Source organism: Streptomyces sp. V1I1 (genome assembly GCF_030817355.1).
In the GTDB taxonomy this organism is placed as follows: Bacteria; Actinomycetota; Actinomycetes; order Streptomycetales; family Streptomycetaceae; genus Streptomyces.
On sequence record NZ_JAUSZH010000001.1, the window covers coordinates 7,835,603 to 7,861,014 of the forward strand.

At 69.8% G+C, this 25,412-nt stretch carries 22 protein-coding genes; 9 read left to right on the plus strand and 13 right to left on the minus strand.

The features are described from left to right. Positions 1-51 precede the first annotated feature (51 nt). Both QFZ67_RS36645 and QFZ67_RS36650 read left to right on the plus strand, forming a co-directional pair. Positions 52-2,637 (plus strand): tetratricopeptide repeat protein, encoded by a 2,586-nt coding sequence (locus tag QFZ67_RS36645; RefSeq protein WP_307665349.1) that lies wholly within the window; start codon positions 52-54, stop codon positions 2,635-2,637. A gap of 204 nt (positions 2,638-2,841) precedes the next feature. Continuing rightward, positions 2,842-3,144 carry a hypothetical protein gene (locus QFZ67_RS36650; RefSeq protein WP_307665350.1) on the plus strand — a complete coding sequence of 101 codons (303 nt, stop codon included), beginning with the start codon at positions 2,842-2,844 and terminating at the stop codon, positions 3,142-3,144. A 92-nt stretch (positions 3,145-3,236) separates the two neighbouring features. Here the strand turns inward: QFZ67_RS36650 and QFZ67_RS36655 are convergent, their stop codons facing one another. From QFZ67_RS36655 to QFZ67_RS36665, 3 genes are all read right to left on the minus strand, one after another. Beyond that, positions 3,237-4,013: a YqjF family protein gene (locus QFZ67_RS36655; RefSeq protein ID WP_307666100.1), complete on the minus strand. Its 777-nt coding sequence runs from the start codon at positions 4,011-4,013 to the stop codon at positions 3,237-3,239. A 44-nt stretch (positions 4,014-4,057) separates the two neighbouring features. Further along, entirely contained in the window at positions 4,058-4,909 is an 852-nt protein-coding gene (locus tag QFZ67_RS36660; RefSeq protein WP_307665351.1) for a class I SAM-dependent methyltransferase, read from the minus strand. A gap of 62 nt (positions 4,910-4,971) precedes the next feature. Then, positions 4,972-5,559 carry a TetR/AcrR family transcriptional regulator gene (locus QFZ67_RS36665; RefSeq protein WP_307665352.1) on the minus strand — a complete coding sequence of 196 codons (588 nt, stop codon included), beginning with the start codon at positions 5,557-5,559 and terminating at the stop codon, positions 4,972-4,974. Between the two features lie 90 nt (positions 5,560-5,649). Here QFZ67_RS36665 and QFZ67_RS36670 point away from each other — a divergent pair, with 90 nt between their 5' ends. Next, positions 5,650-6,087, plus strand: a complete 438-nt coding sequence (locus tag QFZ67_RS36670; RefSeq protein ID WP_307665353.1) for a nuclear transport factor 2 family protein — start codon at positions 5,650-5,652, stop codon at positions 6,085-6,087. After that, the gene (locus QFZ67_RS36675) at positions 6,080-6,901 is read left to right on the plus strand and encodes an NAD(P)H-binding protein (RefSeq protein WP_307665354.1); all 822 of its coding nucleotides are present in this window, start codon (positions 6,080-6,082) and stop codon (positions 6,899-6,901) included. The genes QFZ67_RS36670 and QFZ67_RS36675 overlap by 8 nt, the downstream gene beginning before the upstream one ends. Here QFZ67_RS36675 and QFZ67_RS36680 read toward each other — a convergent pair. The 3 genes from QFZ67_RS36680 to QFZ67_RS36690 are packed head-to-tail and all read right to left on the minus strand — an operon-like array spanning position 6,846 to position 9,918. After that, positions 6,846-8,465 carry an FAD-dependent monooxygenase gene (locus QFZ67_RS36680; protein ID WP_307665355.1) on the minus strand — a complete coding sequence of 540 codons (1,620 nt, stop codon included), beginning with the start codon at positions 8,463-8,465 and terminating at the stop codon, positions 6,846-6,848. The genes QFZ67_RS36675 and QFZ67_RS36680 overlap by 56 nt on opposite strands. Positions 8,466-8,509: 44 nt before the next feature. Then, the gene (gene arsB, locus QFZ67_RS36685) at positions 8,510-9,607 is read right to left on the minus strand and encodes an ACR3 family arsenite efflux transporter (RefSeq protein ID WP_307665356.1); all 1,098 of its coding nucleotides are present in this window, start codon (positions 9,605-9,607) and stop codon (positions 8,510-8,512) included. Then, the gene (locus tag QFZ67_RS36690) at positions 9,607-9,918 is read right to left on the minus strand and encodes a helix-turn-helix transcriptional regulator (RefSeq protein WP_307665357.1); all 312 of its coding nucleotides are present in this window, start codon (positions 9,916-9,918) and stop codon (positions 9,607-9,609) included. Before QFZ67_RS36690 ends, arsB begins: the two co-directional genes overlap by 1 nt. Before the next feature lie 147 nt (positions 9,919-10,065). On the opposite strand from QFZ67_RS36690, the gene QFZ67_RS36695 reads away from it, so the two are divergent. Together QFZ67_RS36695 and trxB are read left to right on the plus strand one after the other, a co-directional pair. Continuing rightward, positions 10,066-10,485, plus strand: a complete 420-nt coding sequence (locus QFZ67_RS36695; protein WP_307665358.1) for an arsenate reductase ArsC — start codon at positions 10,066-10,068, stop codon at positions 10,483-10,485. Then, positions 10,482-11,438: a thioredoxin-disulfide reductase gene (gene trxB, locus QFZ67_RS36700; RefSeq protein ID WP_307665359.1), complete on the plus strand. Its 957-nt coding sequence runs from the start codon at positions 10,482-10,484 to the stop codon at positions 11,436-11,438. The genes QFZ67_RS36695 and trxB overlap by 4 nt, the downstream gene beginning before the upstream one ends. Positions 11,439-11,529: 91 nt before the next feature. On the opposite strand, the gene QFZ67_RS36705 is transcribed toward trxB, so the two are convergent. From QFZ67_RS36705 to QFZ67_RS36730, 6 genes are all read right to left on the minus strand, one after another. Next, positions 11,530-12,846, minus strand: a complete 1,317-nt coding sequence (locus QFZ67_RS36705) for a phytase (RefSeq protein ID WP_307665360.1) — start codon at positions 12,844-12,846, stop codon at positions 11,530-11,532. A 322-nt stretch (positions 12,847-13,168) separates the two neighbouring features. Continuing rightward, positions 13,169-14,107: a carbohydrate ABC transporter permease gene (locus QFZ67_RS36710; protein WP_373430173.1), complete on the minus strand. Its 939-nt coding sequence runs from the start codon at positions 14,105-14,107 to the stop codon at positions 13,169-13,171. Then, entirely contained in the window at positions 14,104-15,444 is a 1,341-nt protein-coding gene (locus QFZ67_RS36715) for a carbohydrate ABC transporter permease (protein ID WP_307665361.1), read from the minus strand. Before QFZ67_RS36715 ends, QFZ67_RS36710 begins: the two co-directional genes overlap by 4 nt. Before the next feature lie 11 nt (positions 15,445-15,455). Then, positions 15,456-16,787, minus strand: a complete 1,332-nt coding sequence (locus QFZ67_RS36720; protein ID WP_307665362.1) for an ABC transporter substrate-binding protein — start codon at positions 16,785-16,787, stop codon at positions 15,456-15,458. Positions 16,788-16,825: 38 nt separating this feature from the next. Next, the gene (locus QFZ67_RS36725; RefSeq protein WP_307665363.1) at positions 16,826-18,499 is read right to left on the minus strand and encodes a glycoside hydrolase family 13 protein; all 1,674 of its coding nucleotides are present in this window, start codon (positions 18,497-18,499) and stop codon (positions 16,826-16,828) included. Positions 18,500-18,699: 200 nt separating this feature from the next. Further along, complete coding sequence (locus QFZ67_RS36730; RefSeq protein WP_307665364.1) at positions 18,700-19,971, minus strand: ABC transporter substrate-binding protein; 1,272 nt, start codon at positions 19,969-19,971, stop codon at positions 18,700-18,702. Positions 19,972-20,137: 166 nt separating this feature from the next. Here QFZ67_RS36730 and QFZ67_RS36735 point away from each other — a divergent pair, with 166 nt between their 5' ends. From QFZ67_RS36735 to QFZ67_RS36745, 3 genes are read left to right on the plus strand one after another with little or no spacing between them, the layout of a single operon-like run. Further along, complete coding sequence (locus QFZ67_RS36735) at positions 20,138-20,644, plus strand: PadR family transcriptional regulator (RefSeq protein ID WP_307665365.1); 507 nt, start codon at positions 20,138-20,140, stop codon at positions 20,642-20,644. Continuing rightward, entirely contained in the window at positions 20,641-21,444 is an 804-nt protein-coding gene (locus tag QFZ67_RS36740; RefSeq protein WP_307665366.1) for an ABC transporter ATP-binding protein, read from the plus strand. Before QFZ67_RS36735 ends, QFZ67_RS36740 begins: the two co-directional genes overlap by 4 nt. 2 nt (positions 21,445-21,446) lie before the next feature. Further along, complete coding sequence (locus tag QFZ67_RS36745) at positions 21,447-23,756, plus strand: FtsX-like permease family protein (protein ID WP_307665367.1); 2,310 nt, start codon at positions 21,447-21,449, stop codon at positions 23,754-23,756. A 546-nt stretch (positions 23,757-24,302) separates the two neighbouring features. Here the strand turns inward: QFZ67_RS36745 and QFZ67_RS36750 are convergent. Then, positions 24,303-25,262 (minus strand): mannose-binding protein, encoded by a 960-nt coding sequence (locus tag QFZ67_RS36750; protein WP_307666102.1) that lies wholly within the window; start codon positions 25,260-25,262, stop codon positions 24,303-24,305. Positions 25,263-25,412: the final 150 nt, after the last annotated feature.

Below are 25,412 nucleotides of genomic sequence, written 5' to 3' on the forward strand. Positions count from 1 at the left end.
TGGCTTGTCCTGTAGCCGCCGCACATTGGGCGTCTCGATAGCATTGGCCTTGTGACGACGCCGTTACCCAGGCCCGGAACGGTCCGGACAGCCGCTGAGTTCGTTGCCCTGCTGCGCGCCGTGAAAACCCAGTCCGGTCTCTCCTACCGGGCTTTGGAGCGCAAGGCCCGAAGGGTCGGCGACTATCTGCCGGTGAGCACTGTTGCGAGCGCACTCAACCGGGTCTCGCTGCCGAGTGAGGAAATGGTGGTGGCACTGGTCCGGGCGTGCGGCGGTGACCTGCCGACCGTGGCGGAATGGGTCGAGGCGCGCCGCGCACTGGCGTTGCGAGAAGGTTCCGCACCAGTGGCAGACCCGCCCGGGGCGGCTCCGGACCGGCCGAAAGACACCACCGGGGGCGATCACGAGGACCGGAACGGGGCGAAGGAACGGCAGCTCGTCCCTTGTCTGCTCCCGCCGGACCTGCCCCTGTTCGTCGGCCGGGAAGGTGAGGTGACCGAAGCCTGTCGGCTGCTCGACCAGGAAAAACCCGGGCCGGTGACCTTATTGGTCACCGGCCCTGCCGGTGTTGGCAAGACCGCCTTCGCGGTGCGCACGGGACATCTGCTCGCTTCCCGGTTCCCGGACGGTCAGCTCTACGTGGACCTGCGGGGCTTCGGTGACGAGCCGGCCGAGCCGTTCATGGTCTTGGGCGCCTTCCTGCGCGTGCTCGGCGTACGCGGCGGTGCGGTGCCCCCGGATCTGACCAGCCGGATCCATCTCTACCGCACCCTGCTGGCGCAGCGGCAGATGCTCGTCGTCCTGGACAACGCGGCCGATGCACTGCAGGTGAGCGACCTCCTGCCCAACGGCCCACGCTGCGCCGCCATCGTCACCAGCCGAACCACGTTGGCAGACCTGGGCGGTCGCCGAATCCCTCTGAGGGTCCTGGACTCCGCAGCAGGGCTTGCCCTGCTGCGCACGATGCTGGGCCCGGACCGGACCGCCGCAGAGTCCGACTCGGCCCGGTCCATCGTGGAAACTTGCGGTGGCCTTCCCCTCGCAGTATGGGTCGCCGGGGCACGACTGGCCGCACGACCGCATTGGCCATTGGCCAAAGTGGCCCGCGCGCTCACCGACGAGCAGCGCAAGCTCGACGAGTTGGCCGTCGGCCACATTGCCGTACGGGCCAGCCTCGAACTGACCTACCAAGGGATGGCGTCGACAACAAAGCACGCCCTGCGGATGCTCGCCCTGCTACCTGGACCGAACTTCGCTGCCTGGGCCCTGGCCGCGCTACTCGACGTAGGCCTGTCCCACGCGGAGACCGTGCTCGACGACCTGGTCGAGGTACACCTTGTGGAGATCGGGTCCGTCGGCGCCACCGGATTCCGCTACCAGCTGCACGACCTGGTGCGGCTGCTCGGCCGGGAGCGGGCGGAGCAGGAGGTCTCGCGACAGGATCGCACGGCCGCGCTCACCCGGTTGCTCGGCGCGAGCCTGCACCTCGCCGACCTCGCCGCAGACACCCTCAGCGTTGACTTCCAAGGGATCTCACAGACCGACCTGGCATCCTGGCGGCTGTCCCCGACGGACACCGACCAGCTGCTCGCCGACCCGCTGGCCTGGTTCAACGACGAGCGTCAGTTCCTCATCGACGTGGTAGAGCAGGCGCTTGACAGAACAGAAGTCGCGCCGGCCGCCGGGCTGGCCACCGCGCTGACGACACTCTTCCAGGTCGGCAGCCACTTCGACGACTGGGAGCGGCTCCAGGGCCGGGCACTCAAAGCAGCGCTGCACGTCGGCGACAAGCGAAGCGCCACCAAACTCCACCGGTGCCTCGGCGAACTCACCACCATCCTCGACCGGTATCCGGAGGCGCTGGAGCACTTCGAGCAGGCCCTGCTGCTCGCCGAGGGGCAGGGCCCGGCTTACCGGGCCAGTGCCACCGCCGGGCTGGCGTACGTGCACCGACTGCTCGGCCAGTACACCTCAGCCGTGTGTCATTTCGGGCAGGCCGCCGAGCTGGCCCGATCGGCGGGAAACGTCAACTGTCTCGTCTACGCAACCAACGGCATTGGCGTCATCGACCTCGAGCAGGGGCGTGTCGAGGCGGCCACGGAGCGGTTCACGGAGTGTCTTCAGGCGAGCCGACTCGCGGGCTACCGGCCAGGTGAGGCTCAGGCCTTGCGATGCCTGGGACAGAGCCACCGCGCACTCGGCGCCTACCCGGCCGCCGCCGACTGCTTCCGGCAGGCCGCCTCGATCAGTGAGGACCTCGGCGACCTGCTCGGCGCCACACACGCGACCTGCTGGCTCGGGGACGTCCTGGTGCGACAGGGTGCGCATTGGGAGGGGCGCCGATTGCTGGCCCGGAGCCTTTGGAGCTACAGGGAATTCGGCAACCTCTGGGGCGAGGCGGCGACGCTGTACGCGCTCGCGGAGGCGCAACTCGTAGCCGGCCGTCCGGTGCCGGCCCGCCGACGAGCTGAAGCCGCCGTCAGGCTGTGGCGGCAGATCGGCTCCCGAACCTGGCTGGCCGTCGGCCTCGAGACCCTGGCCAAGGCACACACTCTGGCCGGCGACCTCGAGGCCGCGACCCGGGCTCGGGACGCGGCCACAGCGGCGCGGACAGCGTTGGACAGCGCTGGTCGCTGACCGGTCGTCCAGCTCGTTCTGACAGGGCTCAACGACGACGGCACACCGGCACGTGCGGACGAGCGCGGGCGCCCCCTCCCCCCGGGCGGATGCCAGGGCGAGGCCACAGCCGCCCTGTCGGGTGACCCACAGAAGATCGGGAACCGGGAGCTCGTCGGCGCGATCAACATCGGCGGTTACCGTGATTCACAGACCGATCCTCGCGTGGTCGAGGTCTTCCGCGCGTGGTCGCTGTGTATGCGGCGGCACGGCTATGACTACGCCGACCCCACCCGCGCGCCCGGCAAGGACCCGAGGTTCACCGGTCCGACGGCAGGCCGGGCAGAGATCGCCCTGGCCGGCACGGACGTGGCCTGCAAACGGGAGGCGAACGTCATCGGCGTCTGGTCCTCGGTCGACGCTGCCTACCAGCGGCGGGCGATGGCGGAGAAGTCGGAGGAACTCGCCGCAGTCAAGCGGGACATCCGCATCCAGCTGGCCAACGCGGACCGGGTGCTGAGCCGCTGACGCCTGCTGACGGGCCGCTGACATGTGCTGACGGGGCGCTGCCGGAGCACGGGCACACTGAACGCAGGCGTGGCCACGGACGAGGCACACCGTCAGGGCGTTGGGATGCCACCGGGGCGGGCCGGGCGTCCGAAGCGTACGGGGACGCCGGGCGAGTACAGCACGCTCACCGGGTCGCCGACCGGCTCGGGGAGTCCCGCGGCCGTGATGAGGTCCTCTTCGCACTCGACCAGGTCCGCTCGGTGCAGGGGCCAGCGTGGGTGGGTGTTCGGCAGGTACATCTGCCGTCCGAGGAAGGTGTTGTGCATGCCCCAGCGGGCCGTCAGGAAGTGCTCGAGGTCGGTGGGATCCTGGACGCTTTCCCTGATGCGTATGGTGATCCGGCTGTGCGCGCCGCGCGGCCCCGGCCAGCGCCTGGTGCTTGTGTAGGTGATGGTGTCGTCGCTGTGGCGGATCGTCATCCGGGACCACAGGTACGGCAGCCGGAACGCCGTTCGTGCAACCGCTACCGGTATGAGGCGGGAGGCGTCGAGCGAGCGGAAGACGACGCCGCGCCGTCCGTGGGTGTCCACCGAGTAGAGGCGGACGTTGGTCTCGGGGAAGGTTCCCAGATAGGGGACGCCGGGGAGGCGGAACCAGCCGACGCGGTGCATGCGGAAGGCTACGAGGCCGACATAGGTGACCCCGTCCAGTGTGTCGGGGACGGTTCCAGCCGGCAGGAGGGGAGCCACGTCCGCGGGGTCGGCGGCCCAGTGCAGGAAGGCCAAGTCAAGCCACGACTGGGTGAGCAGCGGGTTCTCGGTGGTGCTGGGCGGGTCGGCAGTTATCGGTTCCAGGGCGAGCGGTGTGAGCGACACGGCGCCCAGCATCGCAGACGCCTTTGACACGGTTGGCCCCACCCTGCCCTCCTCGCTCAGTGGCCCGCGAGAAGCGCGTAGAGCAAGGGGATCCGCGGGGCGGTGTCGGGCAGCCGCCACCATCCGCCGGGGGTGGGGGTCATCCCTGGCCAGCGGGGCCAGGGGAGCTCGTCGCTTTCGCGCAGCTTCGCGATCCGCAGGCCGGCCGAGATCAGGGCGTTGATCACCTCGTCCAGGCCGTGCATCCATTCGAAGCTTTCGGTTGCGCCCTGCACGGCCTCCCCGTCGGTGTAGGTGTACGTCGAGTCCCGGCGGACGGCGCCGCGATTGCCGAGGTAGTCATGGCGCAGCAGAAGTTCCGGGCCGTCGCCGGGGGCCGGCTTGGGGCCGAGGGCGTTGAGGAGGGGGTGGAACTCGACGATGTACAGCCGTCCGCCCGGACGCAGCAGCCGTGAGATCGTTTCGGCCCAGCTGTCGAGGTCCGGCAGATAGCACAGGGCGCCCTTACCCGTATAGATCAGGTCGAACCTCCGCCCGCCCAAGGCGGCTGACGCGTCATAGACGTTGGCCTGGACGTAGTCGATGTCCAGACCCGCGGCCGCGGCGAGGTCTTTGGCCGCGGCCACCGACGCACCCGAGATGTCGAGACCGGCGGTGCGTGCCCCGCGTTGAGCGAACGCGATCGTCTCGGTGCCCAGGTGGCACTGCAGGTGAAGGACGTCGCTACCAGTGAGGTCCCCGAGGTCTTCCCACTCGAAGGCGGCGAACCAACGGGCCGGGTCGGCGGCCTGTCCCACGTCGTAGAACTGGCTGGCGAGATGGACGGGCGTGCGCGCGTCCCAGTTGGCCTCGTTGGCCTCCATCATCTGCCGCAGGGACGGATCGAACTGCTTTGCCGCTTCGGTCATGAGGCCATCCAACCCTCCGGGCCGCGCCACGTCTGTACCCACAGCGCCACGCAAGATCGCGGCTAGGCGCCAATCGCCCTGAGGACCGTATCGGCAAGTCTGTCCAGGTAGTCCGGTCCCGCCTCCTCGGCGCGAACGATGAGCCGCCAATAGACCGGCGCGGCAACCAGATCGAGCGCGAGTTCCAGATCGGTGTCCGCCGGAAGTTCGCCGCGCTCGATCGCCCGCTGGAACATCACCGTCGCAAGCTCGCGCCTCGGTACGCCGATCATGGCCTTGCTGAACTCGCCCAGCTCCGGGTTGCGGGCCGTCTCGGCCACCAGGTCGGGCAGGATCCGCGCGAACCGGGGATGGGTCAGCCATTCCATCAGCGCGTCAAGGCTCGCGCGCAGGTCGCCCCGCAGTGAGCCGGTGTCCGGGACCACGGCCAGCGCCACGCTGAACTCGGAGATGACCGAGAGCGCCATCTCCTGCTTGGACGGCCAGCGGCGATAGAGCGCGCTCCTGCTGACTCTCGCCCGTTTGGCGACGGCTTCCATCGACAGCCGCGCATACCCCTGCTCGGCCAGCTCGTCGAGCACGGCTTCGGTGATGGCCTTGGTGATTCCTGGTTGCAGGACGGCTGCGCCGGTGGGCGTGCGAGGTGCCATGTGGACGAGTCTAACAAGTGGACGGTACAGCCCCGTCCCGCGTAGTCTGGACGGGACAGAACTGTACTGTCCAAACGTTGGGAGAACCCGATGAACCCCCGTGAACTCGTAGAACACGCCTTGAAGCTCCTGATCGCCAAGGACATGTCCGCCTTCGCCGGGCTGTGGGCGAAGACCGGTGTGCTGGAGTTCCCCTTCGCGCCACCCGGCTACCCGCAACGGCTGGAAGGCCGCGCCGCGGTCCAGGAGTATCTGCGCGGCTATCCCGAGATCGTCGACGTGCGCGAGATCACCGAGCAGGCTGTGCACCAGAGCGTCGACCCCGAAGTGGTGATCGTCGAGTTCGAGGCCGCCGGGGTCGTGGTCGCCACGGGAGCGCCCTATCGTCTGCGCTACATCGCGGTGATCACCGCGCGGGACGGTGAGATCCAGCACTACCGCGACTACTGGAGTCCGCTTGCCGTGGCCGAGGCGATGGGCGGCGTGGACGAGTTGATGGCCGGGTTCGCGGGTGGTCCCCGTGGCTGACATCCTCGTCCTCGGCGCGACCGGCACGACGGGTTCCCGGGTCGCCGCCTTTCTGGGGGAGCGCGGCATCGTGGCCCGGCCGGCTACACGGAAGCCGGATTCCGCCGCGCAGGTGCGGTTCGACTGGGCGGACCGGGAAACCCACGCGCCCGCACTGCATCGGGTCTCCGCTGTCTATCTCGTCGCTCCTGTCGGAGTGACCGATCCCGTCCCGTTGGTGGAGCCGTTCCTCGAGGAGGCCGTCCGCCAGGGCGTGCGACGCGTCGTGCAGCTCAGCTCGTCCGCGGTGCCGGAGGGCGCGCCGGGCCTCGGCGCGCTGCACAGTCTCGTACGCGCGACCATGCCCGAGTGGGCGGTGCTGCGGCCGTCGTGGTTCATGCAGAACTTCACCCGTGAGCACTTCGTCGCGCAAGGCGTGCGGGGCGGCGAGATCGTCACCGCGACCGGGGACGGCAAGGTGGCTTTCATCGACGCGACGGACATCGCCGCCGTCGCCGTGCACGCGCTGATCGACGAGATCCCGCACAACGCCGCGCACATCCTGACCGGCCCCGAGGCGCTGAGTTACGCCGATGCCGCCGCGATCGTCGCTCAGCGGACAGGCACCCCGGTGCGCCACCGGTCGGTCACCGCCGACGAACTCGCCCGGCACTTCACCGGACATGGCGTCCCGGCGGATTTCGCCGCGCTGCTCGCCGCGCTCGACGACGACATTCGCGCCGGAGCGGAAGACCGCGTCACCGACACCGTCGAACGCATCACCGGCCGCCCGGCCCGCGGCTTCCGCGACTTCGCCGAGAGCGAGATTCGGTGACGCGGTCGCTGTGCGCCGCCTCATCGGCCCGTGGCAGCCACCGGTCGAGGTATCTGAGGAGACCGGTCAGGTCCGTGCCTCCGGCGCGGTATCCGATGTAGGCGTCCGGCCGGACCAGGCAGTGGGTGATGCCCCGCCAAGGCCCGCTCGTACCGAGCGTGTGGACGTGGAGCAGGTGGTCCCGACCGCCGGTGGCGGCCGCGATCCCGTCGGTGTCCCACACCTCGTGGCGCCCGCACAGGAGCAGGTGGTACCCGGGAGCGGCCGTCATCGCCTGCAGGTCGCCGGGGGAGCCGGGGAGCCGGTCACCTGCCCGCGGGCCGTGCCTGGGCGAATGCGGGCCCTCGGTCGTGGCGAGGCTGCGCCGGTAGTGGATGGCCAGCTGCGAGACCGTACGGAAGGCCGCGGCGCGCAGGAAGGGAAGGCGTAGGGCCAGCGGTGCGAGGCGGGGTGCGACGTGGGCGCGGGCCAGCTTGAGCAGTGGATTGCGGCTGGTGGCGATGGTGAACGCGCGGTCCGTGAAGCGCAGCACGTTCCGGCCGACGGGGGCGCGTTCACTCTCGTACGTGTCCAACAGGGCGTCCGGTGCGGCGCCACGGCAGACAAGGGCGAGCTTCCAGCCGAGATTGAGCGAATCCTGGATACCCGTGTTCATGCCCTGGGCACCGGCGGGGCTGTGGATGTGGGCGGCGTCACCGGCGAGGAAGGCGCGGCCGGCGCGGTAGTTCTTGGCTCCGCGGTTGTAGAGCCTGAAATCGGTCATCCATACGGGGTCCCGCAGGTGCAGCCGGCCGCTGACGTAGCCGTCGACGATCGCCTCCAACTGCCCGATATCCACCGGGCTTTCGGCCTCAGTGTCTCCCGGCGGCCGCATCGCGATCATCCGCCAGCTCGCCGGCGAGACCAGCGGGAAGAAGAGCACAATCCCGGCCTCGGTCATGTACCCGTGCGCAGCGCCCTTCTCCAGACCGTCCACCTCCAGGTCCGCGAGCACGAACGCCTGCGGGTAGGCGTAGCCCTCGAAGCCGATACCGGCCTGCTCGCGGACCGTGCTGTGCGCACCGTCGCAGCCGACGACGTAGCGGGCGGTCACCTCCTCCTCGCTCCCGCCCTGATGCCTCAACCGGCAGGCCGCATGGGCCTTTTCGGCCGTCGGATCCATATCAAGCAGCTCGGTGCCCCGCTCGACCGTCGTACCGGCCGCGGCGAGATGAGCGCCGAGCACGCTCTCCGTCTCGGCCTGGGACAGGAAGAGCAGGAAGGGGTACGGGGTGTCGGCGACGCCGATGTCGAACAGCGGCAGCCGCACCGTACGACCCGGAAGATGCATCCGCAGCTGCACGCCCGGGTTCCCGCGCGCGACCAGCTCGTCCGTCACGCCGAACGGGGCGAGGGCTTCCAGGGTCCGGGGCTGGATGGCCAGCGCTCGTGATTCCCGGGCCCGGTCGAGGTGCCGGTCGATGATCCGGAAGCGCGCCCCGTACGCATGCAACTGCGCCGCAAGAGCCAACCCGGTCGGCCCGGCACCCACCACCAGTACATCAAGAGATTGACTCGCAGCCATGGCAGCAGTGTGCCGCCGAAGTGCTCACCGTGCTTGCCGTGGGATCAGCCTGCGGCAGTGAACTTGTTGCGCCAGGCCAGCGATACGTACACGAGCGCGATCAGCACCGGCACTTCGATCAGCGGGCCGACGACGCCCGACAGGGCCTGCCCGCTGGTGACGCCGAAGGTGGCGATGGCGACCGCGATGGCGAGTTCGAAGTTGTTGCCGGCCGCGGTGAAGGCGAGCGTCGCGGTGCGGTCGTAGGCCAGGCCGATCACCTTGCCGAGCAGGAAGGTGCCGAACCACATCAGTCCGAAGTACACCAGCAGCGGCAGCGCGATCCGGGCGACGTCCAGCGGCTGGGAGGTGATCGTCTTCCCCTGGAGGGCGAAGAGGATGACGATCGTGAAAAGCAGCCCGTACAGCGCCCACGGGCCGATCTTCGGCAGGAAGGTGGTCTCGTAGCTCTCCCGTCCCAGCTTCTTCTCGCCGATGCGGCGGGTGAGGAAGCCGGCCAGCAGCGGGACGCCGAGGAAGATGACGACGTTCAGTGCGATCTTCCACATGGAGATGTCGAGGTGCTCGCCCTCGCCCAGGCCGAGCCAGCCGGGCAACAGGTCGAGGTAGAACCAGCCCAGCACGCCGAATGCCAGCACCTGGAAGACGGAGTTCAGCGCGACGAGGACGGCTGCCGCCTCGCGGTCGCCGCAGGCCAGGTCGTTCCAGATGATGACCATCGCGATGCAGCGGGCGAGGCCGACGATGATCAGGCCGGTGCGGTACTCGGGTAGGTCGGCGAGGAAGATCCAGGCCAGCGCGAACATCACGGCCGGGCCGGCGATCCAGTTGATGACCAGCGACGAGATCATGAGCCTGCGGTCGCCGGTGACGGCGTCGAGCTTGTCGTAGCGGACCTTGGCCAGCACCGGGTACATCATGATCAGCAGGCCGACCGCGATGGGCAGCGAGATGCCGCCGATCTCGACCTCGGCGAGCGCGTCGTTCAGGCCCGGGATCAGCCGGCCGAGGCCCAGGCCGAGTCCCATCGCGATCAGGATCCACACCGCAAGGAACCGGTCGAGTGTGGAGAGCCTGGCGACGATCGAGGCATCCTCGCCGCTCTGTGGCGGCGACGCGGTGCCGGGTTCGGTCGCGGTCATCAGCAGGCTCGCTTTCGGTCGGTCTCGACGGTCGTACGAGCGGTGGTGGCGAGATCCCCGAACGAACCGGCGAGCGTCTCGATGACCTCGGGTCGCAGCTTGTAGTAGGTGAAGCGCCCGCACGGCTCGGTCTCCACCACTCCGGCCTCGCGCAGTACGCGCAGATGGTTGGAGAGGTTGGTCTGCCGGGCGCCGGTCTCCTCGACCAGGTGGGTGGTGCACAGGGTCTCGTGGGCGAGCAGGGTCACGATCCGGAGCCTGAGCGGGTCGGCCAGCACCCGGATCAGGTCAGTGTCGACTGACGTCATCATGGGCTGATACTGTCACATCATCTGGAGCTGATACCAGTCCGGACTGAGTGAAGGGCCCCTGCCGCTGCTCGACTCCTTGCCCAGCTGAACCACTCTTTCCGTACACCCGCGCTGAACAACTCCGCATACTCCGCAAAGGAAGAACCGATGTCCTCCAGCCCGCTCGCCTCCGTGCTCTTCGTCTGCGTCCACAATGCGGGGCGCTCGCAGATGGCCGCCGGATTCCTCACCCACCTCGCGGGCGACCGGATCGAGGTCCGTTCCGCCGGTTCGCTGCCCGCCGACCAGGTCAACCCGGCCGCGGTCGAGGCGATGAAGGAGGTCGGCATCGACATCTCCGGCCAGCGGCCGAAGGTGCTGACGACCGAGGCCGTTCAGGCGTCGGACTACGTCATCACCATGGGCTGCGGGGACGCCTGCCCGATCTTCCCCGGCAAGAAGTACCTCGACTGGGCTCTGGAAGACCCGGCGGGCCAGGGCGTCGAGGCTGTCCGGCCCATCCGGGACGAGATCAGGACTCTGGTCGAGGGCCTCATCGCCGAAGCCGCGCCGGAGACCGCGAAGTGACCACCGGGAACGAGATCCGCAACGTCATCGTCGTCGGCTCCGGGCCGGCCGGCTACACCGCTGCCCTCTACACGGCTCGCGCCTCCCTGGGGCCGCTGGTGTTCGAGGGCTCGGTGACCGCGGGCGGTGCGCTGGCCCAGACGACCGAGGTGGAGAACTTCCCCGGCTTCCGCGACGGCATCATGGGCCCGGACCTCATGCAGAACATGCGCGCCCAGGCCGAGCGGTTCGGCGCCGAACTGATCCCCGACGACATCGTCACCCTCGACCTCACCGGCGAGACCAAGACCGCCACGGACACCGCAGGCACAGCCCACCGCGCCAAGGCCGTGATCGTCGCGACCGGCTCGCAGCACCGCAAGCTGAACCTGGAGGGCGAGGACGCGCTCTCGGGCCGCGGTGTCTCGTACTGCGCGACCTGCGACGGATTCTTCTTCCGAGAGCACGACATCGTGGTCGTCGGCGGCGGCGACACAGCGATGGAGGAGGCGACCTTCCTCTCCCGGTTCGCCAGCTCCGTCACCGTCGTCCACCGCCGCGACACGCTGCGTGCCTCCAAGGCCATGCAGGAGCGTGCCTTCGCCGACCCGAAGATCTCGTTCGTCTGGGACAGCGAAGTCGCCGCGATCCACGAGAGGGACGGCAGGCTGGCCGGCCTCACCCTGCGCAGCACCGTGACCGGCGAGACGTCCGAACTCGCGGCCACCGGCCTGTTCGTGGCCATCGGCAACGACCCGCGCACCGAACTGGTCAAGGGCCAGCTGGAGTTGGAAGAGGACGGCCACCTCAAAGTCGCCTCGCCCTCCACCCGTACGAACATCCCGGGCGTCTTCGGCGCGGGTGACGTCGTGGACCACACCTACCGTCAGGCGATCACCGCCGCCGGCTCGGGCTGCGCCGCGGCTCTGGACGCCGAGCGCTACCTCGCCGCCCGCGCGGACAACGGCAAGTAGACGGCGGCGCCCAGCCGCCCGGTGGAGGTTCCGGCCCGCAGCAGCCGGCATCCCCCGTGCTGCCGCGGGCCGTCACCTCAAGTCCTGTGCGTCACATGTCGGCGGCGTCGACCACCGCGCCGAGATCGACGAACTTGAAATCGGTCGCTTCCCTGTCGCCGCCCGCACCGTCCGGCACCGCGGGCGTCTCATGCCCGTCCTGGACGACCAGAAGGCCGCGCGGATAGCGCGCGCCCAGCGGCTGGTTGAGCACAGCCGCGCCATCGCACTCCTCGCTGCCGTCGAGTGTGTCCGAGGCGGCACCGATCCGGAAGCCGCCCTCGTACTCGTTGCGCTCGGAGATCTCCCGGTCGTACAGCGCGAACGTGTCATCACCCTGGCTGGAGGCCATCAGGTAGCCGTCGCCGTCACGCTCCTGAAACAGCGTCAGGCCCTCGACGTCCGCCGCCAGTCGCTTGCCGCCGTACCCGGGATCGGCGCCCAGCGTGCACTCCTCGGTCTCTTCGTCGTAGACGCCGGGGACGCCGTACTCCCTGACCTTGTCGACCAGTACGGGCTCAGCGGTGAGGTCGGCGCGCATCCGCCAGATGCCGACGTCCTCCTGACCGGCGTAGAGCATCCCGTTGGCCGGGTCCACGACCATGCCCTCGACCTGCGGCAGTTCACCGGGCTCAGCGCACGGGCTCCAACTCGCGCCAGTGGGAAGGCGGAAGGACGACGGCAGTTCGAGCGTACGGATCTTGCGGTAGCCGACTGTGCCTGCCGCCGTCGGCTTCAGCTCCAGGAGCGCGACTGCCGTACTGTTGCGCCGGCTGACCAGGGCGTACGTTCGCCCGGTGCTCTTGTCCGTCCAGGTCGCCAGGCCGTAGGCGGTGCGCTGCTCGTTGATCTCGGACTGGCTCGCGGAGAACACCGGCGCGGCCGCCGGATCCGTGACGTCGGTCAGCGGGCGTCCCGGCCGCGACGGGTCGATGCGGTAGATGCGCAGCCGGTCATTGCCGCGGTCGCTCACCACCGCGACGTCTGCGCGGCCGACCGACGTCCGCAGTCCGGAGACGAGGTCGACGTTGTTGAACCGGCCGGGCGCGTCCCCCTCACCGGGCGGCGCGGGCGCGGGAATCGACTGCACCTGCCTGGCATCGAGGTCGTAGACCCGCAGGCCGCCCTCCTTCGCCGTGGCGACGACCAGACTGCGGGCCGGATCGGCGGCGTTACGCCAGATCGCGGGGTCGTCGGCGTTGGCGTTGCCGCCCGCCTCGTCGTCGTAGAGGGCCGGGGTCTCCGCGGTGGGGGTGATCGTGGGCAGAGCGGAGGAACCGGCCTGCGCGGGGGCCGGGGTGAGGAGGGCGACAAGCGCGGCGCCGAGAGCGGCGGCTGCCGCCGGTCGAGGGGAGCGGTGCAGTCTCACTGGCGCTTCCTTAATGTCGGGGACATGCCGATGGTCCGTCAGGGAGCATCCGGCCAAAGGGCGGCGCCGAGCCGTCATCCAGGTGATGCGGCCGTGTTCGGATCGTGAATTCGCCCGGGCGGCGATGCGCCGCGGACCGGGCGACTGCCGGTTCGGGGGGCCACACCCTCATTCTGGGCGAGGAAGCTGAATCTCGCGCCCGCAGCAGCTCGCACCCGCCACGATGAAGGCCCGGACCGCACAGCGGTCCGGGCGATCACGTGCTTGACGTCGGCGACGGTGCCGGTCGCGGCTGCGGCTTCGGCCGCGACCATGCGCCGGGCTATTTGACGGAGCCCGCCATCACCCCCTGGACGAAGTGCCGTTGGAAGGCGAAGAAGACGATCAGCGGCACCACCAGGGAGAGGAAGGCACCCGGCGCCAGTACTCCGATGTTGCTGCCGAACTGCCGCATCTCGGACTGGAGGGCGACGGTGAGCGGCTGGGACTCGCTGTCGGCGAAGAGCAGCGCGACCAGCATGTCGTTCCATACCCAGAGGAACTGGAAGATGGCCAGGCTGGCCAGGGCCGGCCGGCCCAGTGGCAGGATCAGCCGGGAGAAGATCCGCCACTCCCCGCCGCCGTCCATCCGGGCGGCCTCCAGCATTTCGCGCGGGATCTCGGCGAAGTAGTTGCGGAGCAGGAAAATCGCGAATGGCAGCCCGTAGGCGACATGGAAGAGGATCACGCCGGGGATCGTGCCGAACAGCCCGACGGCGCCGAACAGTTTGGCCACGGGCAGCAGCCCGATCTGTACGGGCACCACGAGCAGACCCACGACCACCAGGAAGATCGCATTGCGGCCGGGGAACTCCAGCCAGGCGAAGGCGTATCCGGCCAGCGCCGCGATACCGACGACGAGCGCCGTGGTGGGCACCGAGATCAGGACGGTGTTCCAGAAGGCCTGGGTGATGCCGGAGTCCTGGAACAGGGCGGTGTAGTTGTCCAGGGACAGCTGCCCGGGATCGGTCAGCGCCGTCCACCAGCCCTCGGCCGCGTTGTCCTGCTCGGAGCGCATCGAGGACAGGAACAGCCCGGCCAGCGGGGTGATCCAGATGAGTGCGACGACGAGCAGGACTGCCTGGACCAGTCCGTTGCCGAGCCACTTGGACAGTACGCCCAGGGGCCGCGGGCGCGGCCGGTGTGAGTGGACAGGGACGCGGGCGGAGGCCTTGGCGACCGGCTGGGACGGATTGCGCTCGATGGTGCTGTGACCGCTCATGCTCCGCTCCTTCGGAAGCGCCGGACGTTGAAGATCATGGCGGGTACGACCAGAAGCAGGAGCAGCACGCTGAGGGCGCTGCCGAGTCCCTGGTTGTTGCCGCCGCCGAAGGACACCAGCCACATCCGGGTCGCCAGGACATTGGCCTCTTCCTGGACCGGCCCTGGCGCGATGATCCAGACGAGGTCGAAGACCTTCATCACGTTGATCACCAGGGTCACGAAGACCACCGTCAGCACCGGAGCGAGCAGCGGCACCGTGATCTTCCGGAAGATCTGCCACTCATTGGCGCCGTCCATCCGGGCCGCCTCCAGCGCGTCCCGGGGGATGGCAGCCAGTCCTGCCCCGATCAGCACCATCGAGAAGCCGGTCCAGATCCACAGATAGGCACCGATGATCGCCGGGGTGACCAGAGCGGGGCCGAGCCAGGAAATGCCCTGGTAGGGGGCTGCGAAGTTCTCCGCCGGGAGCCGGACGGTGTACGAACCGGCGTCCAGGCCGGGGAAGTTGAACGAGCCGTCCGCGGCGGTGGTGGCTTTCGCGGCCACCTTTCCGTCCCGTACCGCCTCGACCGACATCCCCGGCAGACCCTTCTCGGCCGGGTCGACCTTGCCCGGCCTGCCGCCTCCGCCAGGAGTGAAGTCCAGGTAGACCACGCCCCTCACCTCGTCCGCTGCGGGCGCGGCAGAGGACGCGGCATGTGCGGGCCGGGCGTCGGACGGCATCTTGTCCGGTGCCACTCCGACGAAGCCGAGGCTGACGGACTTTCCGGGGCTGACCGCGTCGGTCGTACGGTAGGCACCGCCCGGATCCCCGGTCAGTCCCTGGCCCTGACGGGCCCTGGCGGTGGGGTACGCGGAACGGTCGTCGAAGGCGTCGTGGACGCCCACGGCCACGGCGTTGAGCACACCCCGGTTCGGGTCCTCCTCGTACGCGAGCCGGAAGATGATGCCGGCGGCCAGGAACGACACCGCCATGGGCAGGAAGAGCACCAGCTTGAAGGCAGTTGCCCAGCGCACCTTCTCGGTGAGTACGGCGAGCACCAGGCCGAGACCGGTCAGCAGGACCGGAGCGACGACAACCCAGATGGTGCTGTTGCGGATCGCCTTGAGCGTCGCGGGATCGCTGAATATCTCGGCGTAGTTCTCGCCGCCGACGAAGCGGTCGCCGCTCGCGTCGAAGAGGCTTCGTCCGGCGGAGAACAGGACGGGGTAGACGACCAGCGCGCCGAGCAGCAGCAGGGCGGGCAGGACGAACACCACCGCGATGTTCCGCCTCCTGCGGTGCGCCCGCCGCCGCGGATTCGCGGCGGGGGCGGATGTGGTGAGTGCAGCCATGGTGCGAGGCCTCAGCTCTTGTATGCCTTGGCGGCCGCGGCTTCGAGCTTGGCCGCGGTGCCCTTCGGGTCCGAGGGGTCGCGCAGGAAGTCCTGGAGGAGCTTCCACTCGCCCGCGCCCTTGGTTCCGCCGAACGCGGCCGGGGCCTGGTCGGACATGTCGAAGCGCACCGAGTCACCGGCATCCACCAGTGACTTGGCCGTGGACCGGGTGGTGTCGTCGGCGTACGAGGCGAGGTCCACGTCCTTGTTGGGGGAGAGGAAGCCTCCCGCGCCGGCCCATACCGAAGCCGCTTCGGGGGTGGCCAGGAACTCCAGCAGCCGTTGCGCCGCCTTCTTGTTCTTGCCGTCCTTGAGCACCACGGCCGCGTCACCGCCGCTCACCACCGGTGCCTTGCCGCTGTCGACGCCGGGGAACGGGAAGAACTTGGCGTCCTCGCCGAGCTTCTTGCCGAAGTCGTCCTTGGCCATACCGCCCACGAAGTCGCCCTCGTAGACCATGCCGGCCTTCGGCTCGGGACCGAAGACCTGCTCGATCGAGCCCGGGAAGTCGGTGCGCAGCGCGCCGGCCGAGCCGCCGGCCACGAGCTGCTTGTCCTTGAACACCTCGCCCAGGGTGGTGAGCGCCTTGACCACGCTGGCGTCGGTCCAGGGCAGGGTGTGGGCGGCCAGCTGGTCGTACTTCTCCGGTCCCGCCTGGGAGAGGTAGATGTTCTCGAACCAGTCGGTGAGGGTCCAGCCGTCCTCACCGGCGACGGCGAAGGCGGGCAGTCCGGAGTCGGCGAGCGTGCGGCCCGCCTTGAGCATGTCCGTGTAGCTCTTGGGCTCCGCCACTCCGGCCTGCTCGAACGCGCTCGGGCTGTACCAGACGGTCGACTTGTGGGCCGCCTTGAAGTAGAGGCCGTAGTACGTCTTGTCGACGGTGCCGTAGTTCTTCCACACCGTGGCGAGGTTCGCGCCGGCGGTCGTCGCGGTCTTCTGTGAGAGGGGCTCGAGCCAGCCCTCCTTGGCGAACTGCTGGAGTACGCCGACCTGAGGCACCATCGCCACGTCCGGGGCGTTGCCGCCCTCGATCTTGCTGCCTACGAAGGTGGAGACGTTGTCACCGGTCGGCACGAAGACGGTCTTGGCGCCGGTCTCCTTGGTGAAGGCGTCCAGCACCTTCCGGAAGTTCTTCTGCTCGCTGCCGGTCCAGACTCCGGCCACGGTCACGGTCTGGCCGTTGAGTTCCTTACCGCCGCTCGCCGGGCCCGGTGAGCCGCCGCAGGCCGTCGCGCCGAGGGCGAGGGTGAGTACCGCCGATGCGGCCGCCGTGGTCCGCCGGGTCGTCGTGAGTCGTCGCATGGTGACAGTCCTTCCGAGGGGTGGGAATGGTGGGTGGTTCAGGGGGTGGGGCAGTCGCCCGTCCACCACGCGGCGGTCGCTCCGGGGAGCACACCGTCCGGGCAGGGACCGCTGGAGAGGAGTGGAGTGCCCGCTACCGGCGCGGGCACGGGCTCGGTTCCGAAGTTGATCGCGCAGATGAGTCCGTCACCGCGGGTCATGGCCAGGACCTGCGGGGGCGCCTCCAGCCAGCGCAGGCTGCCCTCGCCCAACTGCGGCAGGCTGCGCCGCAGTTGAAGTCCTTCGCGGTAGAGGTGCCAGAAGGAGCGGGTGTCGGCCAGCGCCCGGTCGGTGGCGTGCTCGGCGAACCACTCGGGCTGTGGCAGCCAGGGCCGCGCGCCGGCCGCACCCTGGCTGAAGCCGAACGGTGACGCGTGACCCGACCAGGGCAGCGGCACCCGGCAGCCGTCCCGGATGCGCGCGCGGCTGCCGGTGCGGTGGAAGATCGGGTCGGTGAGCACCTCGTCGGGAAGGTCGAGGACTTCCGGGAGGCCGAGCTCCTCGCCCTGGTAGACGTAGGCGGCGCCGGGCAGCGCCAGCATCAGCAGAGCGGCGGCGCGGGCACGTGCCGCACCGAGCCCGCTGGCCTCCACGCCGGGCTCGCCCGCGTAGCGGGTGACCGTGCGTACCTGGTCGTGGTTGTTGAGCACCCAGGTGACGGTGGATCCCGTCCCTGCGATGTCGCGTATCGCCTCCGTGATGGTTGTCCGGAAGGCTTCGGCGTCCCACGGGGCGCTGAGCAGGTCGAAGAAGAACGCCTGGTGCAGCTCGTCGGGCCGTACGTACTCGGCGTGTTCGCGCGCCGTCGGTACGGAGACCTCGCCGACGAGCAGCCGCTCGTGGCCGTCCCGGTCCGCGTACTCCTCGCACACGGACCGCCAGCGGCGCCACACCTGGTGGACCTCGGGCTGGTTCCAGGCCAGCGGGTTCACCGAGTCCCGGGACCGCTCGTCGGCGGCGGGGTCGTCGGAGTCGGGCAGCTCGGGGTGCTTGAAGAGGCCGGCGGCGACATCGATGCGGAAACCGTCGACACCCCGGTCCAGCCAGAAGCGCAGTACGCGCTCGAAGGAGTCGCCGATCTCGGGGTTGCGCCAGTTCAGGTCGGGCTGCTCCGGGGTGAACAGGTGGAGATACCACTGTCCCGGGGTGCCGTCGGATTCCGTGATCCGGCTCCAGGCGGGCCCGCCGAACATGGCCCGCCAGTTGTTGGGGGGCTCCGCGCCGTCCGGCCCGCGGCCGTCGGCGAAGTGGAAGCGGGCGCGGGCGGCGCTGCCGGGGTCGGCGGCGAGCGCTTCGCGGAACCACGGGTGCTCGCTGGAGCAGTGGTTGGGGACGATGTCGAGCAGCAGCTTGAGTCCGAGCCGGCGGGCGTCGGCCATCAGCAGGTCGAACTCGGCCAGGTCGCCGTAGACCGGGTCGACGTCGCAGTAGTCGGCGACGTCGTAACCGTGGTCGTGCTGCGGCGACGGATAGAACGGGCTGAGCCAGATGCCGTCGACACCGAGCTTCCTGAGGTACGGCAGCCCGGCCCGAACGCCGGCCAGGTCGCCGATGCCGTCCCCCGTGCTGTCGAGGAAGCTGCGTACGTACACCTGGTAGATCACCGCGTCGCGCCACCAGGAGGTGGCCGTGCGGGGGGAGTGGCCGAGGACGGCCGGAAGAGCTGTGAGCATCTCGCGTTGACCCGTTCCTGAAGGATGCGAGAGCGCCCCAGAGCGGGTGCGCTGTTATGCATGCATGTTAAGTAGGGGTGACGGCAGCGTGTCAACGATGCTGTGAGAAACAGCCCAGGTATGCCCGGATATTTGTGGGTATGCCAGAGTGAGCTACTACTTAACAAGTAAATAATGAGCCGAGGGGGCGGCCGGCAGATTCAGCCCTTGCGGGAGATCGTTCCCAGCTCGCGGGACAGCCGTGCGACGGCCTGCTGCGGCGTCTGCCGCAGCGCCATGACGTCCTGGACGACGGCCTGCACGGCGAGGCTCACCTGGTCGTACCGAGGGCTCTTGGGGCGCGGCTCGGCCGCCAGTACGCTCTGCCGCAGCGTGGGCAGATACGGGTAGGCCCGGATCAGAGCGGGATCCTCGTACAGCGCGGCGCGTACCGGTGGCAGCGAGCCCTCGGTGAGCACCTGCCGCTGGACGCGCTCGCTGGTGAGATAGGCGATCAGGTCGGCGGCCGACTCCGGATGCCGGGAGTGGCTGCTGACCGCGAGATTGGAGCCGCCGAGCACACTCGTGCCCGGTCCCGACGGTCCGGGCAGCGGCACCGCACCGAATGCGCCGGCCACCTTCGAACCCGGCGCGTTGGCCACCGAGTACACGTAGGGCCAGTTCCGCAGAAAGAGCAGCCGGCCGTCCTGGAAGGCCTGCCGGGACTCCTCCTCCTTGTAGCCGCGGGCTTTGGAGGAGATCCAGCCGTCCCGTACTCCGCCCGCCAGGAACTCCAGTCCGGCCCGGGCCGCGGCCGAGTCCACCGTCACCCGGGCGCCGTCGTCCCGAAGGATCGAGCCGCCCGCCGAATGAACGGCCTCGGTGGCGTTGACCGTCAGTCCCTCGTACGGCAGGAACTGGCCGGCATAGCCGTCCATGCCGTACTCGGGGGCCAGTTCCCGGGCCTGCCGGGCCAGCTCCGCCCATGTGCGCGGTGGCCGTTCGCCCGCCCGCTCCAGAATGTCCTTGCGGTAGTACAGCAGCCCGGCGTTGGTGACATAGGGGACGGCGTAGAGGCGGCCGTCGAAGGTGGCTGTGTCCACCACGGGCGCCAGGAAGGTGTTCAGCGGGAACCGGTCCCGCTGCAAGGGGGAGATCCATCCTGCAGCCGCGAACTCGGAGGTCCAGGCCACATCGATGTTCAGTACGTCGAACCGGTCACTGCCGGACCGCAGCTCGCTGATCATCTGGGCCCGGGTCTCGTCCGCGGAGTCGGGCAGCTCGACGAGCGTGACCTGTTCCTTCGCGTGGCTGCGGTTCCAGTCGTCCAGCAGCGGCCCGAGATACTCGGTGAGATCGCCCGCCGTCACCAGCGTCATGGGTCCGCGGCCCTTGGGAGCCGCACTCTCCGACTGGGCGCCGAAGCCCGCGTAACCCGCGAGGATTACGGCGACAACGAGGAGCCCCCTACCCGCGGCATGCATCCACCGCATAGGTTCCTCCCAGTGCACCGATCCGGCCGCGCCGCCGTCCCATGTGGCCTATGTATACCTGTTAGGCATGGGCGATACTAGACGTCCAGGCGGAGAAGGCGGGTGGCGCGAACCACACCCCGTATCCGAGCCAACAGGAAACTATGGAGCGGGAGGGAGGGAGCGCGTGCGGCTGCCGCTCCTGGCACTTCTCACCCGTGGTCCGGCGCACGGTTACGAGCTCAAGCAGGACCTTGAGAAGCTCCTGGGTGCCGCGTACCCTCAGCCGAATGTCGGCCAAATCTACGTCACTCTTGGGCGGCTGGAAAAGGCCGGTCTGATCGCAGGCGAGGACGTCGAGCAGTCCGGCAGGCCCAACAAGCGTACGTATCGGCTCACCGACGCCGGGCGGGAGGCCGTACTCGCCTGGTTCGAAGAGACCACGGACGAGCCGCGGGTCAGGGACGAGTTCTTCATGAAGGTCGCCCTCGCGCCCCAATCCGGTCTTGCCGACCCGATCACGCTGATCAACAAACAGCGGCGTCAGTACCTGAACACCATGCGTGACCTGTCGAAGCTGGCCGCGGCCGAGGACCGGGACAACAGGGTCTCCCAGCTGCTGATCGAGGGCGCGATGCTGCATCTGCAAGCCGACCTCGACTGGCTGGAACGCTGTCAGGAGGAGCTGGAATGAGCGAGGACACCGCTCCTGCCGCGCTGGGCGCATCCGGTGCCACGCCTGGTCAGGGGGACAATGTACCGATCGTACGCGCCGAGGGTCTGACCAAGACCCATCACGGCGAAGGCGCACCGGTTCACGCCGTACGCGGAGTGGATCTGACCGTTCAGCCCGGGGAATTCGTTGCTGTCACCGGCCCCTCCGGCGCCGGCAAGTCCACGCTGCTCCACCTCATCGGCGGGCTCCAGCGACCCGACAGCGGCCGCCTCTGGCTCGACGGCCGCCGGGTGGACGAGTATCGCGAGGCCCGCTGGGCGGTGCTGCGCCGCCGGAGCATTGGCATCGTCTTCCAGTTCTTCAACCTGGTCTCCGACCTCACCGTCGCCGACAACGTCGAACTGCCCGCGCTGCTGGCGGGCGCCTCGCCCAAGGCAGCCAGGGACAGCCGGGCGGAACTGCTCGCCGAACTCGGCCTCGAAGGCAGGGAACGGTCCATGCCGGGCGAACTCTCCGGCGGCGAGCAGCAGCGCGTCGCTCTGGCCAGGGCCCTGGTGAACCATCCCGCGCTGCTGCTCGCCGACGAACCGGCCGGCAGCCTGGACAGCAAGGGCACCCGGGAAGTGCTCCGGCTGCTCTCCCGGTTCCATCAACGCGGCCAGACGATCCTGCTGGTCACCCATGACGCACGGATGGCCAGCGCGGCCGACCGGGTCATCAGCTTCTTCGACGGGCGAATAGCCGACGACGCGGCACTCGGTGCGGGGCACCGCACCACGGGCCGCGGCGTCTCCGGCGTACTCGAACTGAAGGAGTGACCGTGCGGGCCACTCTGCGCTGGGCGCACGCCGATCTCCGGGCACACCGCGGACAATCCGTGTTCGTCGTCCTGGCCAGCGCCGGCATCATCGCTTCCCTGCTGCTGGCCGTGGCCCTGTTCAGCTATGCCGCCAACCCCTGGCAGCGGATCTTCACCCAGTCCCAGGGCGCCCATGTCTGGCTCCACACCCGGGTCGCCGCGGACATGGGGACGCTGTCCGAACTGGACGGTGTCGCCGGTGTCTCGGGGCCGTACCGCACCGGTCAGGCCACCCTTGAATCCCGTGGGGTGAGAGCGAGCGTGGCCCTGCGCGCGGCGGGCACCCGGCCGCCGGAGATCGCCCGGCCACTGGTCACCGAGGGGAGCTGGCTCGATACGCAGGCAGAGGGCGTCGTGCTGGAGAGCTCCCTCGCGCGGGTGCTCTGGGCGGAGCCGGGTGACACCCTGACCGTCGCGGGATCGGACGGCACCGCGCGCACCCTCCGGGTGGCCGGTGTAGCCGAAGCCGCGGAACCCCGCTACCGGCCGGGCGGCGAGCCCGGTATCGGATGGGTGCTGCCCGGCACACTCGACCGCATCGCACCGCACAGCACCAGCCACAGCGTGGGACTGCGGCTGGACGAACCGGACGACACCGACTTCACCGTCCAGCAGGCCGTCACTCTGCTCGGCGCCGACCGCGTCGCCCAGGTGACCAAATGGCAGCAGGCGCGCGCCGAGGCCGGAGGCGACGAGCGGCTGCTCGGGCAGCTCTTCGCGGTGTTCGGGCTGGGCGCCCTGCTGGCAGCCGCGCTCGCCGCATCGGGGGCGATCAGCGCCCGTATCCGCGGACAGCTGAGGGACATCTCGATCCTCAAGGCGATCGGGTTCACGCCGGGCCAGGTGGTACGCGGCTTCCTTGTCCAGCACCTCGCCTTCGCGCTGCTCGGGGTCACCCTGGGCACTGCGGCGATCGCCCTCCTGGGTGCCCGGATACCCGGCCCGATCGGGGAGGCGGCCGGGGTGTGGCAGGACCTGCCCGGGCACACCGCCCTGATGATCGGCGTCCCCAGCGGCGCGGTGCTGCTGATCGCGACAGCCACCTCACTCGCCGCCTGGCGAGCCGGCCGGGTCCCGCCGGTGCCGGTCGCCCGGGCGGCACTTCCCTCAGTGGCACCGATGACCGGGCTGGGCCGCCGGGCGCTCGGCATGCGGGTGCCGCCCGCGCTGGTACTGGGGTGGCGGGCGGCGTTCCCCCGGCGGCCGCGCACCCTGATCACCGTGGCCCGGCTCGCGCTGCCGCTCCTCATGATCACCGTTGCGCTCGTCACCTGGTCCACGCTGGACATGTTCCGCAGCCGCCCCGCGGACGTGGGAGTGCCCGCAGCGCTGACCGTACGGGCCGAGCAGCCCGGCAGCCTCACCGGCCAGGATCTCCAGCGCGCGCTGACCGCCCCCCCGGACGTCGCCGCCGTCCATCCGGGCGTGGAGGTCGCGGCGCTGGTGCCGGGGCAGACCGGCACCATCACACTGCGAGGGCTCGGCACCGCCCGCGCTCCCTACCCCTTCACCGTTGTCGAGGGGCGCCCCGCCGACGGCCCTGACGAGGCGGTCGCCGGCCAAGGCCTGCTCGATCTGCTGGACGTACGGGTCGGAGACTGGGTCCGGATGACGGTTGAGGGGCGGCCGCAGATCCTGCACATCGTCGGACGCAGCATCGAACCGGAAGCCGGCGGCCGGGTCATCTCGACGACGATCGACACGCTTGAAGAACGCGACCCGGCACTGAGGCCGGACTTCTACCATCTCGTCCTGCGGCCCGGCGCGGAACCCCGTGCGGTGAGCAGCGCTCTCGCCGAGGCAGCCGGAGGCGCCCTGGAGATCCGAGAGACACCCAACCCGGCGGACCGGCTGGAACCGGCGCGGGGCGTGATCGCGGCCCTTGTCGGAGTGCTGGCCCTGATCGGGCTCACCGAGCTGCTGACCGTCATCGGCACCGGCGTCCGCGACCGCGGCCGTGATCTGCTCGCGCTCAAGGCGATCGGACTGACACCTCGCCAGATCAGCTCGGCGATCGTGGCGGCCGCCGGCTTCACGGCACTCCTGGCCGCCGGGATCGGCACGGGGCTGGGGGTGCTGTCCGGCAGCTGGCTGGTGGACACACAGGGCCGCTCCAGCGGTATGGGCGCCGGTATTGCCCATGTCCCGCCCGCGCTGTTGCTGGCTTCGGTCGTGGCCGGCGCAGTGCTGGGTGCTGTCGCAGCCGCGGCGGTACCGGCGACCAGGACCGCGCGCCGCCGACTGGCGGATTCGTTGACCGAGACACTCTGACGGCAGCCGACTGCCGCCCGCCGACCGGAAATTGACGCCCGTCTCCAGGACCCGGATCGCCCGGTCCGGTGCCCGGTTGCCGCCCGTTCCTCCTCGGAAATACATCACTTACTGGCCCGGATTGCCGTCGTCGATCGCGTTGCCGCCCTGGCCGTTGGTGGTGCGGTCGCCGACCACCCGGCAGACCGCCCGGGCGACGAAGCCGCTGCTCATCTCCGTCCCGTCCAGCTTGCAGCCGTGCTTCCTGCAGAACCCGAAGGTTCGGGTGGAGAGGTAGGCCGGGTGTCCTCCCGCATGTGCTCGGCGCCGTTGGTCACCAGGTTCGACACGGTCACCATGACCGGCTGGGGCGCCGTGACGGAGTTTGGTGGACACGAACCGCGACAACCCGGACAGGCGGGTTCGGTTGTCGTTCCTCGGCTGAGGTCCGCGCGGCGAGCGGCGGAATGGGCAGCGTTGACGGGCCGTGGCGCCGTTGTGCGATCACGGCCCGTCACATAGCGGCGAGGTCCGACAGCCGGCGGGCCTTTCCGACCCGCCGCGGTGTCAGGTGGACCAGATGACTCCGCCGTTGTGAAGAATGACGACCTTGCCGTCCGCCCGCAGGACCAGCTGGGCGTTCTCGTGGCCGTGGCTCTTGGAGGCCCAGATGGGGCGGTCGTCGGCGTTGTGGATGACGAGGTTGCCGTCCTGCTGGAAGATTGCCCGGTGGTTGGCTCCGAACGTCATGGCCGCCCAGATGGGCTTGCCCTTCTCGTTGTAGACGACGAGGTTGCCGTCGCTCTGCATGACCATGCGGATGCGGTTGGTGGACCAGGCCTGTCCGACCTGCAGGACACTGGTCGCGTAGACAGTCTTGGTGCCCCAGTTCGGCTTCGGGGTCGCCTTGGGCTTGGGCTTCGCCTTGGCCTTCTTCTCGGGCGAGCTGCTCGCCTTGGGGCTCGGCGAGGGCGCGGCAGGCTGGACGACGGCGACCTTCGGAGCCTCGCTCTTCTTCGGCTTCGCCTTGCTCGGGGACGAACTGGGCTTCTCGGCCACGTAGTCGTCGAGCACGGCGGGGGCGGAGCTCGCGTTCAGGACGGTGTCGGAGTCCACGGCCAGCCCCTTGGCGGAGTCGGGTCGCTCGTCGTTCGCGCTCCCCGCCAGCAGCAGGGGTATGGCGACCAGGACGGCGCCGGCGATCGCGGCCCCCGCCAGGATCGGCTTGCGGGGGCGTCCTGTGTCGGTACCGGTGTCGGCCTTGACGTCCGGCGGCGCCGTTCCGACGGCCGCCGCCACGGCGACGCCCTCCTCGGGCTCCTCGGCGGCCGGGGGCGGGGCGGCGGCGGTGGCGGTCGCGGCAGCGGTCTCCCCGCTCGGGGCAGTGCCTGACTCCGCCTTGGGGGCCGCGGCGGGGCTCGGGGCCTGCTCGTCCGGTGCCGAGGACGGGGGTGGCGACCCGGCCTCCTCTGCGCGGGCGGCGGCCGCCTCCGCGTTCGCGCCGGGGGTGTGGTGCTGGGGGGACATGCGGTACTCCTCCTCGGTGGCGGAGCTGTCGGTGGTGGGCACGGGCCCGCACAGCGGCCGGGCCGGACGAACGCCGGTCGGCGCGGCGGGCTTTGGGCAAGTGCCGCGTCGAGTGAGCCGGTTCGGCTCTCGGTCCTGGTCGTCGAGTTC